Annotated in this window: 13 protein-coding genes; 5 read left to right on the top strand and 8 right to left on the bottom strand. The window is 54.7% G+C overall.

Features of this window, described 5'->3' with window-relative positions; all coding sequences use genetic code 11:
• Positions 1–19: 19 nt before the first annotated feature.
• Positions 20–1,360, top strand: coding sequence for a PhoH family protein (locus PLIM_RS17335; RefSeq protein WP_013111617.1), 1,341 nt, complete (start codon positions 20–22; stop codon positions 1,358–1,360).
• A gap of 153 nt (positions 1,361–1,513) precedes the next feature.
• Entirely contained in the window at positions 1,514–1,930 is a 417-nt protein-coding gene (locus tag PLIM_RS17340) for a hypothetical protein (RefSeq protein ID WP_013111618.1), read from the top strand.
• A gap of 241 nt (positions 1,931–2,171) precedes the next feature.
• Here PLIM_RS17340 and PLIM_RS17345 read toward each other — a convergent pair whose 3' ends face one another.
• Positions 2,172–2,504: a hypothetical protein gene (locus PLIM_RS17345; protein ID WP_013111619.1), complete on the bottom strand. Its 333-nt coding sequence runs from the start codon at positions 2,502–2,504 to the stop codon at positions 2,172–2,174.
• A gap of 346 nt (positions 2,505–2,850) precedes the next feature.
• Between PLIM_RS17345 and PLIM_RS17350 the strand changes: the two genes are divergently transcribed.
• Together PLIM_RS17350 and PLIM_RS17355 are read left to right on the top strand one after the other, a co-directional pair.
• Positions 2,851–3,426, top strand: a complete 576-nt coding sequence (locus tag PLIM_RS17350) for a chlorite dismutase family protein (RefSeq protein ID WP_041403844.1) — start codon at positions 2,851–2,853, stop codon at positions 3,424–3,426.
• A 239-nt stretch (positions 3,427–3,665) separates the two neighbouring features.
• Complete coding sequence (locus tag PLIM_RS17355; protein ID WP_013111621.1) at positions 3,666–4,334, top strand: macro domain-containing protein; 669 nt, start codon at positions 3,666–3,668, stop codon at positions 4,332–4,334.
• A 334-nt stretch (positions 4,335–4,668) separates the two neighbouring features.
• Here PLIM_RS17355 and PLIM_RS17360 read toward each other — a convergent pair whose 3' ends face one another.
• Positions 4,669–5,121, bottom strand: a complete 453-nt coding sequence (locus PLIM_RS17360; RefSeq protein ID WP_013111622.1) for a hypothetical protein — start codon at positions 5,119–5,121, stop codon at positions 4,669–4,671.
• 100 nt (positions 5,122–5,221) lie between these two features.
• Complete coding sequence (locus PLIM_RS17365) at positions 5,222–5,920, bottom strand: hypothetical protein (RefSeq protein ID WP_148227171.1); 699 nt, start codon at positions 5,918–5,920, stop codon at positions 5,222–5,224.
• A 381-nt stretch (positions 5,921–6,301) separates the two neighbouring features.
• Here PLIM_RS17365 and PLIM_RS17370 point away from each other — a divergent pair, with 381 nt between their 5' ends.
• Positions 6,302–6,877, top strand: a complete 576-nt coding sequence (locus tag PLIM_RS17370) for a hypothetical protein (RefSeq protein WP_013111624.1) — start codon at positions 6,302–6,304, stop codon at positions 6,875–6,877.
• Positions 6,878–7,009: 132 nt separating this feature from the next.
• On the opposite strand, the gene PLIM_RS17375 is transcribed toward PLIM_RS17370, so the two are convergent.
• From PLIM_RS17375 to PLIM_RS17395, 5 genes are all read right to left on the bottom strand, one after another.
• Complete coding sequence (locus PLIM_RS17375) at positions 7,010–8,311, bottom strand: glycosyltransferase family 87 protein (protein ID WP_013111625.1); 1,302 nt, start codon at positions 8,309–8,311, stop codon at positions 7,010–7,012.
• 108 nt (positions 8,312–8,419) lie between these two features.
• On the bottom strand, positions 8,420–9,286 hold the full coding sequence (gene lipA / locus PLIM_RS17380; protein WP_013111626.1) for a lipoyl synthase: 867 nt from the start codon (positions 9,284–9,286) through the stop codon (positions 8,420–8,422).
• A gap of 127 nt (positions 9,287–9,413) precedes the next feature.
• Positions 9,414–10,181 carry a lipoyl(octanoyl) transferase LipB gene (locus tag PLIM_RS17385; protein ID WP_148227172.1) on the bottom strand — a complete coding sequence of 256 codons (768 nt, stop codon included), beginning with the start codon at positions 10,179–10,181 and terminating at the stop codon, positions 9,414–9,416.
• A gap of 187 nt (positions 10,182–10,368) precedes the next feature.
• A complete protein-coding gene (locus PLIM_RS17390) occupies positions 10,369–10,596 on the bottom strand; it encodes a DNA gyrase inhibitor YacG (protein WP_013111628.1) in 228 nt (75 codons plus the stop codon).
• 177 nt (positions 10,597–10,773) lie between these two features.
• Entirely contained in the window at positions 10,774–12,162 is a 1,389-nt protein-coding gene (locus tag PLIM_RS17395; protein ID WP_013111629.1) for an RtcB family protein, read from the bottom strand.
• Positions 12,163–12,255: the final 93 nt, after the last annotated feature.

The raw sequence follows: 12,255 nt of genomic DNA on the forward strand, positions 1-12,255 counted from the left end.
ACACACACAGGGGTAGTGCATGCGACTGGAGCACAGTTCGACGCAAGGCAAGCTCTTCGTTCTCGACACCAACGTCATCCTTCACGATGCGGGGTGTTTATTTAACTTCGAAGAGAATGACATCGCCATACCGATCACTGTGCTGGAGGAACTCGATCGATTCAAAAAAGGTAACGACGACATCAACTTTCAGGCCCGTGCGTTCCTCCGACGATTGGACGAACTCGCGGGCGATGTTCTTTCTGCAGATGGCGCAGCCTTAGGCGATGGCTTAGGCCGCATTCGTGTGGTGCTGCGTGGCCACTTTACCGCCCGCATGCGGGAAACTTTTCTCTCCGACGGCCCCGATCATCGCATTCTCGATGCCGCACTGACTCTGCAGGAAACGTCAGCTCCCCAGCCCGTTATCCTGGTTTCAAAAGACACCAACCTGCGGATGAAGGCCAAATCCCTCGGGCTGCCCGCCGAAGATTATTCGACCGATAAGGTCGAAAGCTTCGACAAGCTCTACACCGGAAAGCGGCTCGTCACGAACATGCCTTGCGAAAGTGTTTCCGCCTTCTATGCCGAAGGTGGCCGCGTGTCAGCAGAAAGCCTGCCGGAAGTAACCACACCTCGCGCTAACGAGAACTTCATTCTGCGGAATGGTTCGCGCTCGGTCTTGGCCATGTACAACGCAGAAGAAAATGCATTCCACCGTGTGGAACGAACCACCGCACTGGGCGTGGTGCCTCGCAATGCCGAGCAGCACTTCGCCTTGCGGGCACTTCTGGATGATGACATCAAGCTGGTGACGATTGCCGGCAAAGCCGGTTCGGGGAAAACGTTACTCGCCCTCGCAGCGGCTCTCGAATGCCGGAGCAACTACCGCCAGATTCTGCTCGCCCGGCCTGTCGTGCCACTTTCGAATAAAGACCTGGGCTATTTGCCGGGGGATGTGCATGCCAAGCTCGACCCTTACATGCAGCCACTCTTTGATAACCTTTCGGTCATCAAGCATCAGAACCATGAAGGCGATACGGCGAAACTCGTCCAGCAGATGCAGGAAGATCATCGGCTCGAAATTACGCCACTAGCGTATATCCGCGGCCGCAGTTTGCAGCGGGTCTTCTTCATTGTCGATGAAGCGCAGAACCTGACACCGCACGAAGTGAAGACCATTATCACGCGGGCAGGCGAAGGAACAAAGATCGTCCTGACGGGCGATATCCACCAGATCGACCATCCCTACCTCGATTCGCTCTCGAACGGGCTGTCGTACCTCATCAACCGCATGGTCGGCCAGAAGCTCTACGCCCACGTGACGCTCGAAAAAGGCGAACGCTCCCAACTCGCCGAACTCGCCACCGATTTGCTTTAGCGGTGACCAAAAAGGCAATCAGTATTTCCTTCGGACCTCCAGCTAAACAGCAATCATCCCGCACATAACGGCAACAGATCTTGGCGGCACCTGTAGCTCTGCCGCTAAGATCTGCTCATCAACGCACATCTTGACCAGCGGTAATTTCTAAACATGGAAGTTCGTTTTAGCAAAACGTATATAGAACGACTATTCCATAGCGGCGATGTGCATGAACTTTGCTCAATAATCGACACCATTAGCAAATTGCGTGCACTTCCCGAAAGGCTTTGGCTGGCACAACGCCTTTACGCATGGTGTTGTTGGAGCGAATACGGGATATCCCAGTACTACGAGGCACTTTCACAGGAGGATTATATCAACATATTGGAGGCACTAACGAGATATGGCCTGGATGAATTGGCTGACAGATACCGTTCCGGAATGGAAATAGAAACAGGAACAAGCGACAAACTGCATCGCGATCTTAACAATTGGCTCGAAGACCACGACAACGAAATCACTGCTATTTGCCTTGATTTAATCTCAGGTGATATACATTCGCTTGGCAGTGAGTGTGGTAACATTTGAACTTGAAGTGCTTCCATCCCAGCACCATCCATGCGTCCAAGTTATTCCTTCTGACGACGATGTTTGAGCCTACGCAAGGAGTACATCCGTCGATATTCAGGTACCGAAATATTGCCCCAAACGCTGGGCACCTGCATTCCCACCCTCGCCCAATCGTCTGAGAGGGCTTGGGTGAGGGCGAGTTTTTACCGTCAAAGGCATGCGCGCGGGTGCAGAGGGTGACTGTCGAATTTGACGAAGCTTACTGCAATATCACTAATCGGAAGCTTCCCTTGACGGAACGTCCCTCGTCATGCAGCTGCAAATCAGTGATTGGTAATAGTTCGCCATTCCGAACTGCGACAATGCCAATCGCGGTCATCTTGTCATCGACTTCATCCAAAAGACTGAAGCACTGATCATTGACCAGTTGCGTCCACTCCATAAAGAGATCTCGGACTTGCGAGTATCCCGGTGCCGGAGTGAGGTCGCCACACCAGACGCCTGATCTGACCTCCCTGATCACAAACTCACCCAGCAGACCGGTCTCCCGGCCATGAAGAAAGATCGTGTCGCCGACATGAATCTCTGACATCGCAATGCTGCTCTTCTTTGGAATTCGAAAGCATGATGACTTTCCATACAAAAGAGTTTGAGGAATCGTCATTGGTGTTTTCAAATCAGAAAGATTCTGCCGCATTTCTTGTCACCGGCCATCTTCTGGCGGCATCTCACCTGCAGGAGGGTGCCAAATGACTGAACGACCACAGGACTCTGAAAACACGAACTCCTCGCGAAGAAGTTTTCTGGGCGGGGGAGTGGCGGGGCTGGTGGTCGGCTTACAGACCTCTGCCAGCGTGGCTGCGTCACCCCCTGAGGGAAAGTCGGCCACCACCAACATTTCAGGCGTTGACCAGAGCAAGGTGGAAGTCGTGCATGCCGTGAACTCGCGTTTGTTCAGTTTTTGCGGAGGGCTGGCAGGTGACTGGATGGTGACTTCTATCCGGGCAATTTGTGGTGAAACGCTGCCCGATGCGGAAAGAGTGCAAATTCATCAGGGAGTTAGTGCCGCCCATGAAGCTCTGTCATCAGGCACAAAGTGGTGTCTTCGCGGGGTGACGAGTAACGACCGCTATGTCACACGACCCGAGAAAGAACTCCTGTTAGCGAAGCAGGCACCACTTGGGAGAGCGACAGCCACACACGCAGCGCTGATTCCCATCCGAAAGTCCGCCCCCTGGTGGGCGATGACTCAGGACGAGCGGCGTGCCATGTTTGAGGAAGAGTCACATCACATCAAGATCGGTATGGACTATCTCCCGGCCATTGCCCGCCGGCTGCATCATTGCCGGGATCTTGAAAGCAAAGAGCCCTTTGATTTCCTGACGTTTTTTGACTTCGCACCCAGCGACGAACCGTTATTCGATCGCATGCTGGAAAGGCTGCGTTCGACTCGCGAGTGGAGTTTTGTGGATCGAGAAGTTGACATTCGCCTGAAAAAGGTGACTCCGACCTGAGTGCCCAGCGTTCATTCAAGTGAGCTGTCGTCTGGCGGATACAAGATTCTCCCTGACAAATTTGTTCCCTGCCGATTGAAAGGAAGATGGGCAGAAAAGAAATTGTCGGTAGTGAACGGCGGCAAACCCTTACCAAGTAGCAGCTTTCCAAACTAAAGTGGATAGAGTACAGCTGTGAATGGTCGAATCATCGTTTGTGATCTTCAATTTCACTGAGTATTGATTCTACTGAGGGATTAATGGCCAGCAGTTCCCAAGACGAAAGACCCTTGAAGATCATTCTCGCGGCCATTGAGCACGATCTCGCCGATGCCTGGGAGCAGCATTGTGGCGATCTTCCTGGCGTCTCCATTCATCGCGGATCGATCCTTGATCTTGCGGTTGATGCCGTGGTCAGTCCGGCCAACAGCTTCGGGTTCATGGATGGCGGGATCGATCTCCGCTACTCCGAGCGCTTCGGTTGGGAGCTTCAGCAACGGCTGCAGGAGTTGATTCGCACCAGGCATCATGGAGAACTGCTCGTCGGTGCTGCCGAGATTGTCGAAACGAAATCCAATCACATCCCGTACGTCATCGCGGCCCCCACAATGCGGGTGCCGATGATTCTTACCGAGACGGTCAATCCTTACCTCGCCGCCCGGGCAGTGCTACTCCTCATTCGGCATGGCATTGTACCCACGGGGATTCTGGCAGGCGAACCGGTGGCCTCAGCCGTGCAAACGGTCGCATTTCCGGGATTGGGGACTGGGATTGGTCGTGTCGGCCCGAACACCTGCGCCCATCAGATGCGGGCCGCCATCGAAGAGGTGCTCCTCGAACGCTGCGACTTCCCCCACACCTGGGCTGAAGCCCAACAACGGCATCAACTCCTTTACACCGACCGCATTCGAAATCTCCAGCGGGACTAGACCAAACGCCCGCCACGCGCAAGCTCACTTGAGTAACGACTCGATGTTCCATACCCGGATTTCCTTGTCATTCAATACCAGCACAACCTGTTTTCTGAAGTGAACAACCAGCGACCATCCGGGGAGAACGATGCCCCGAGTGTCCAAACCTCAATGGGCCGAACTTCAAATGGTTTATCAATGCTGGCTGATTTGGTGGCCAGGATCTTGATGACGCCATCGTCTGCAACCTGCGACTCACCTGAGTTCGATGAGTCACCGACAGTTTCGGAGGGAGGGTCAACGGAAATCGGCGTGGGTTGTTGGGCTCACCCCACAAGAAATCCGCATCAGACTACGGCTTCAAATTCGGAACCTTGATCTTTCGACCGAAGGCCTCGACCAACTCTTCGTCGTTCCATCCGTAGATATCCTGGAGAGCGACCTTGACATCCACTCCTTCCTTAACGGCGACGAACAACTCGCGGAAGGCATTTGCATCACGATCAACCAGAAGCTCCACCAACATTCCCGACACGGGCTGATAGTCGATTGCATATTCGTTTTCGGTAATCAACCCTCCCAGGTTCTTATCGTTGCGAATGTGAGGCAAGACATCCTTGAGGGATGACTCTTGTGAATACTTTTCATAGAGCACCATGCGCCAGACAAAATCGTTAGTCCCATAGAACAGCCATTTCGGTATATGAGTACTGTTTGAACGGATGCGGAATTGAAACACACTGGTCAAATACCAGACAATGTCACAGACGATCGAATCGACTTCCCGTTCACCGCTGGCTAACACGAAAAACTGGCCACCTGGATAGCCAATATCTGTAGCCTCGGCGCTTTGATCTTCCCAATGACATTGCTTTTTAGCATAGTCAATAAAATGTTGACGACTCTTAAAAATGAAGACATGGAGTTTTCCGCAAAAAACAGACTGAATCTTCGGGAATGCCATACATCTTCTGAAGAAGCTGATAACTTGCCAGCATTTTATCTTGAAAAACTTCCACATCCTTCGCCGGTAAGTCGCTATAAATCTGAAAGTCGCGGCTTTCGTAGGATACAAAGTCGACGCCCGGACAATGTGTCTCGAGCGCTTTGATGTTCAAGGTGTAGACAGACTGTTTTTTCTCCAACTCTTCCGGAGTATCGGGGCGATAAAGCTGGTAATTGCGGGACTTCAACCGTTCTGACACCACTTCATCATGTTTCGCACGATCCAGAAGAGCCCACCCCTTGGATTTCGTATCGAAGACCATATCGTATAACTTTCCGTCGATGGTCAGTGAGCGAATATCTCGGGTTGTGAATTTCGCTCGGTGCGACACCGGCTTGAATGTCAGGGTCTGCAGCACCGTCGGCTCCTTGCCGAACTTGATGATCGTGATGAGTGCCGATGATTGCGTCGATCCGTTCAGAAGCGTCACATCGACAGTCATGCCGGGTTTGAGCAGTGGCGTTTCGCCTCCGATCGTCGCGACGTAATCCTTATCAAAGCCATACAGCGACCTCTGGACCGACTTGAAGTCCTTGGCCGCTGGCGCAACGCGAAACTGCGACGACACGGTCGTCGGCACCAGACAAACCACCAGCACGATCAACGAACGGAGCGGACGTGTAAATTTCTGCAAATTTCGCGGAATGGTCGTCATCGCGACGTTCTCCAGCAAATGTGAAATACTGAAAAGACACCTTCTACCATTCATAATCCAATTACGATATAAAAGAATATCGTACTGACGACCAGGAGGCCATATTCCCAGATTGTCAGCGGTGCTGCACGAATGCTGCGACTTCCCCTACACCTGGGCTGAAGCCCAACAACGGCATCAACTCCTTGACACCGACCGCATTCGAAATCTCCAGCGGGACTAGACCTTGCGATTTCCGAAAAAGTAGCGAACCTTTCGTCTTGAGATACCTCCACGTGGTCAATGAACACCCACCATTCAAGCGAACAACTACAACATCCACCCATGAACTATGCCGCTGCCCTGGAAGCTGTGCAGGCTGATGCGCGTTATCAGCGGAATCTGGATTGGGGGAAGCCGCGGGCGGGGCATCCGGAGGGGACGGTTCGTGCTCATATTGCCGAGATTGAGCCCCATCTGGAGCGGCTCGCGCCGAAACTCAGCCCCGTCGAGATCGACAAATTACGGCTGCTGATCCATACGCACGACTCATTCAAAGCCGAAGCAGAAGGCGGGGTGCCAATTACTCACGCGGCGAGCCATGCCTCACTGGCCCGGTCGTTCCTCGCGGAGTTCTGTGACGATGCTGACCTGCTGGCCATGGTGCAGTATCACGATGAACCCTTTGCCCTCTGGCGGCAGGTGAGTTCCAAAGGAACCTACAACCGGGAGAGACTCCAGGCTCTCATCGAGGCGATTGAAGACTGGAACCTGTTCCTGGCTTTCAACATCATCGATGGCTGCACAATAGGGAAAAGCCGCCAGCCTTTGAGGTGGTTCTTTCAGGAGATTGCCGGAGTGAATCATCCTCGCCTGTACGACTTGCGATGGACGGATCAGGATATCATTCATACAGCCTGACGTGACTGGTATCACAATATGTGAGAGGGAAGAGCGAAGATGGTGCATTCCGAGGACTCCATGCACCCTACTTCAGAGGTTACCAGGAGTTGAGTATTGATCTGCTATCGCATGGCTATCGTTCTTTCATACTCAAGCGGCGAGGTCTTTGGCTGGGGTTAACGAAGTGGCTGTTTCGGATACCCTCGAAGCCTCGCGGAGTTCTTGGAGCCATTGCCGAAAGGCCAGAGCGGCGAACAGGGTCGTCGCGAGAGGGGCGAGCCAGACAGCGCGCTCCTGAGCGGTGATGAGTCGACCAATTTCAAAATTGCCCACAATCAGCACTGCGAGAATCGCATAGAGTATCGTTAAGCCACGTGAGCCACGGAGTGCCGCTTCAAAAAGCATCCAGCCGACGGCGGGGGCAATGCAGGCATAGGTATTCGGTTCCGTCCGTGGATTGAGCAGCATGAGGTATGTCGCACTCATCAGGAACAGCCAGGCGGCTGTACGGACTTGAGAGAGCTTCTGATGAGTCAGCCAGAAGCCACCCAGCGTAAGACCTGCCACGAAGAGCCTGGTAGCCGTTTGTAACCATGCCGGGGCATTCCAGCCAAACGCGGCAAAGGCCCCAAAAAAGTGGGCATAGAGGGCCTGGGATTCACCCACCTGATACGAAATGCGCAGCATGGCGAGCATATCCTGATATTGATCCACCACATAAGCAGGCCATTGCATGAGGAAAGGAGAGAGAGCGAGCAGCACGATTCCCGCGACCAGCCGGAGCCTCAAAGCGGGATAGACGGCACCCGCCAGGAGGAGCATGACGACAATCAGTGGTTTGAAGGCCATACCCAGACAGAGCCAGAAGGCGGCTTTCGTCCATTCCTTTTGAGCCAGCGCAAGGGAGGCCGAAAGCATGGCGGCTGTCATATGGATAGTCGATTGACCATTGCGCAAAGCGCTGAAGGCGAGAGGCAACGTCACGAGTGAGACAATCCAGAACATGGCATCGCTGGCGGCAGGATGGAGCAGCCGGCATAGACCACGCAATGCCAGAGCCAGCCAGGCCATGCCGATCAATCGCCAGATGACATCGCCAACGGGAACCGGCAAATAAGTGAGTGGCAGAAAGACGAGAGCCGCCTGGGGGAAGTAAAGAAAGCCGTCGCCGTGGGTGTTGTACATCTCTTCGCTGGCCCGCCACGCCATGGCGGCATTGCGATAGTTAATGGCGACCGAGCGATACTGCTGCTTGAGATAAAAGCCGCAAATGACCATCGCAAGGATCGCCCACAAGGCCCAGGTGGCAGCCGGAGTCCAGCGGCGTGAAGACTGTGTCCAGAGGGGGAGTGAGGCTGAGCCTTCAGGTCGCATATCGTCAGGCAATGTTCCGCCCGAAGTATGGTCTGCGTTCACTGGAGTTGCGTTCAACAGAGCGAAACGATTGGGCATCGCGATTCCTTCCCGGTGCAATTGGCCTTGCGAGCCGGGAATTTACGAAGTCTGCTCAACATCCGTCCAGACGGATTTGCATTTTCGCTGTCAGCAGGGTGGACGGAGTTACGCCTGACCAGCGACGTGGGCCATTTCTCCCGCGTGGTAGCTGGAGCGGACGAAGGGGCCGGAGGCGACCATCGAGAAGCCGAGGCCCCTAGCCAGTTCACCCAGTTCGTCGAATTCTTCGGGAGGGACATACCGCTCGACCGGCAGCATGTCGGGGGTTGGTTGCAGGTATTGGCCCAGCGTGAGCATATCGCAATTGACGGCCCGGAGATCGGCCAGAACTTCCAGGAGTTCGTCCCGGGTTTCGCCCAGACCGAGCATCAGGCCCGTCTTGGTGAGCATATCGGGAGCCTCTTCTTTGATTTGTGCCAGCAGATTGAGAGTGCGCTGGTACTCCGCATTGCGGCGAACGCGGTGATACAGCCGGGGGACAGTCTCGGTATTATGATTAAAGACATCGGGCCGGGCTTCGATGACTCTCGATATCGCAGCGCGGTTCCCTTTGAAGTCGGGAGTGAGAACTTCGACCTGAGCCCCCGTTCGCTCGCGGACAGCCAGAATGCATTCATAGAAGTGGTTGGCACCACCATCGGGCAAATCGTCACGGGTGACCGAGGTGATGACGACGTATTTGAGCCCCAGGCGAGCGGCGGCTTCAGCCACGCGACCAGGCTCATCGAGCTGGACGACTTCGGTTTTGCCGCGAGGGACGGAGCAGAAGCCGCAGGGCCTGGTGCAGACATTCCCCAGCACCATGAATGTGGCGGTCTTGGCCGACCAGCATTCGGTGCGGTTGGGGCACTTGGCACTTTCGCAGACCGTTTCAAGTTTGAGGTCGGCGATCACATCCGAGGTGTACTGCATGCCGGCTTGCGGCAGTGGGCGTTTGAGCCACTTGGGAAGCCTGAGACGCGTCGTAGTCACCGCTTCGAGATGTGGGCTGGCTGCTGACCCGCAGGAACTGGGTTGAGCGGTTGAAGCCGGAGTGGCGGAGCTGTCGCAGCCGCTGCTTCCGCAACTGCTGGCGGAAGAACCACTGGCTTCGAAACCGTTAGGCAGAATGGGCAGCAGGTTGGGTGAAGACATAAACTTTCCTGACAGTACGCCGGAGTGAAGGATGTCCGGTCGTCAAATGATAGCGGGGATAATCGAGAGCGGCAGCCAAATGACGCACAAAAGCTTCGCGAACACTCGAGAGAGCTGTCGGTGCCCGTCGGTGAGCAGCCAGCGTGGAGACACGTCCATCATGGGTTCCCCAATCCACCAGTCGCAAGGCTGGCGGGGGGATAGAGACGTTAATAAACATACCTTGATGAGTGATGCCCCTTCGGCAGCCTGTGCCAATAAAGGCAAACTGTCCACAGCGGCCGGCCAGTCCAGGTGATTCAGGGTGTGATAGAGCGGGGGCTTTGAATTCGGTGGCTAATCCCACCAGAGCAGTCTCGAGTCTGGTGCGGTATTCGAGGAGTGACCAGCCTTTACGGTCGATGGGCAGGAGCACGTAGGCAGCGAGCTGGCCGGGAGTGTGAACCCAGGTTCCGCCCGGTCGATTGAGCCAATGTGTGGGCATTTCGCGAGCGGTGAAATCCACGGGCTCGGCGAGGAGATCCGCCCGGCTGCCCTGCCTGCCAATCGTGACAGTGGCGGGATGTTCACAGAAGAGGGCATAGCCTTTGGTGTCATCGCGGGCGAAGAGTTCTTCGAGGAGTTGTTCCTGCAGCCTCTGGCCCGAGTCGAAGTCAACCATTCCCAATAGATGGAAGTGGAGCGCCGACGACGATCTCGCAATCTGGCTCCAATTCGGGGTCGGGGTGGGCATGGAAAAATCTGGCTGGTGAATTCAAATAGGCAAAGTCGTGTTCAACCTGGATCAGGCGAACGCTTCTTAAAGATATTGTACCAGCAGGAGAGGCAGACAAGAGGGTTCGACGATCTGCCCGAGCAAGTTTCCCCAAGGAAAAGTGTTTCAATGCGATGCAATTGGCACAAAACACCTGAGGATGTGATCAGTACTCTTCGGCATCTCCGGAGTCGTGTTGGGAATTGGAATCTGTCCGTTCCTGAAGTTCGAGAAGGCGGTCTTCGTCGAGATGATCGACAATCTGGTACTTGCCATCCCACCAGCGGGAAAAATCGACGAGCTTGCACCGTTCGCTGCAAAACGGGAAATACGTATTCACACTGGCTTGTGGAGCCACATGCTGACAAATCGGGCAGGTGGTGGGCCGGATCATGGGACGTTTCCACTGAGAAACTGGGAACACACTTCTCATGCACCAGCGGTTTGCAGGCCCACGAGAAGTATGTTTTCACATCGAACTCATCACGGAGTATATCCAGTGAAAGGCTGACTTCCCAATTGTTGACGGAGTGGAATGGTCGTGGGCTCGAAGTTGTCGATGGGGATTTCATCAATCTTCGGCTTTGCCATCGTCGCTCATTTTCACAATTTTGGGATCAAAGCGAGCGAGAATCTCGACGAGATCAGACTGTGCCTGCATCACGCTGAGAATGTTCTTGTAAACGCCGGGCACTTCATCAGAACCGGCTGAAATCACGCGAACGCCCTTCGCTTCGAGTTCTTTGCGAACTTTGGAAAAGTTGAATTGATCGCGGGCTTTGGTGCGGCTCATCACCCGGCCAGCCCCATGAGAAGCTGACTCGTAACTTTCAACGACCCCCTTCCCTTTCACGATGAACGCCGGGTCGGCCATGGAGCCGGGAATCACTCCGAGAACACCTTGACCTGCAGGAGTGGCTCCTTTGCGATGGACAATCAACTCGCGACCAAAATGGACTTCTTTCCAGGCAAAATTGTGGTGGTTTTCCACTCCAGCAATAATCCGTCCACCAAGCTTTTTGCTCACCAGACGATGAATCACATCGTGATTCGCAGCAGCGAAATCTCCCATCAGATTCATAGCAGCCCAGTACTCCTGGCCAGCTTCACTATCGAGCGACAGCCAGGCCAGGCGGCCAAAATCTTCACAGCCACGCGGCAAACGGGCTTGCGCCATCCGGCTGTAGGTATCGCACACCGCTGCTCCCGGGCCACGGCTGCCACTGTGGCTCAACAGAGCGGTGTAAGTTCCAGCCTCCAGGCCCAGTTCCGGACTGGCTGCTGCGAGAGTCAATTCGCCGAACTCGACGAAGTGATTGCCTGAGCCGCTGGTTCCCAGTTGGCGACGGGCTTTGTCTTTATGTTCGCGGGTAATGCGCGTGATGTTCCAGTCGGCATCCAGCACGGCATGATCCTGCGGCTTTTCGTGCACAGATCCCACACCAAACCGCGTACCAGCTTCAATCGCATGGCGAAAGCGTTCAAAATTCGTCGCCAATTCCGATGGTGGAACATCCAGTACGGAAAGCTTCATCCGACAGGCAATATCCACACCCACGGCATAAGGCGCGACGGCATTTTCAAGAGCCAGGACACCTCCAATGGGCAGCCCGTAACCGACATGAGCATCTGGCATCAGGGCGGCACCGTGAGCCATGGGCAGCAAGCAGGCCGTCCGCATCTGGGCATGTGCAGCCGGGTCGATCTCCTCACCCCAGGTTTTGTAAGCGGCAGGAACTTCGCGCTTGCTGGTAACAGGTTCGCTGATCAGCAGTTGGGCCAAAGCGCCACAGAACTCGTGTTCGACAAAAGCTGCGGGATTGGCCACGACTTCGGTCAGCAGAGTTTTGACATTGATTTCGCGGCCGTGTTCGCTGGCCTTGATCTGCTGAATGGTCTGAATGGCAGGGACGATCGCATGATCGGGAACACCGATTTTATGCAGTTGAGAAGTGTTCATCTTGATCATCCGAATTCTGTTGGACTGGCCCTCAGCGGGCATGCTGTCTGTGACACACAACTTTGCGGGAGGCTGATTGGATTCGTGGCTGAA

Origin of the sequence: Planctopirus limnophila DSM 3776, assembly GCF_000092105.1 — a bacterium.
GTDB lineage: Bacteria > Planctomycetota > Planctomycetia > Planctomycetales > Planctomycetaceae > Planctopirus > Planctopirus limnophila.

Coding starts and splice junctions, on each gene's coding strand:
- PLIM_RS17335 (WP_013111617.1), top strand. CDS start 20: ATGCGACTGGAGCACAGTTCGACGCAAGGCAAGCTCTTCGTTCTCGAC.
- PLIM_RS17340 (WP_013111618.1), top strand. CDS start 1,514: ATGGAAGTTCGTTTTAGCAAAACGTATATAGAACGACTATTCCATAGC.
- PLIM_RS17345 (WP_013111619.1), bottom strand. CDS start 2,504: ATGTCAGAGATTCATGTCGGCGACACGATCTTTCTTCATGGCCGGGAG.
- PLIM_RS17355 (WP_013111621.1), top strand. CDS start 3,666: ATGGCCAGCAGTTCCCAAGACGAAAGACCCTTGAAGATCATTCTCGCG.
- PLIM_RS17370 (WP_013111624.1), top strand. CDS start 6,302: ATGAACTATGCCGCTGCCCTGGAAGCTGTGCAGGCTGATGCGCGTTAT.
- PLIM_RS17375 (WP_013111625.1), bottom strand. CDS start 8,311: ATGCCCAATCGTTTCGCTCTGTTGAACGCAACTCCAGTGAACGCAGAC.
- PLIM_RS17385 (WP_148227172.1), bottom strand. CDS start 10,181: ATGCCCACCCCGACCCCGAATTGGAGCCAGATTGCGAGATCGTCGTCG.
- PLIM_RS17390 (WP_013111628.1), bottom strand. CDS start 10,596: ATGATCCGGCCCACCACCTGCCCGATTTGTCAGCATGTGGCTCCACAA.
- PLIM_RS17395 (WP_013111629.1), bottom strand. CDS start 12,162: ATGAACACTTCTCAACTGCATAAAATCGGTGTTCCCGATCATGCGATC.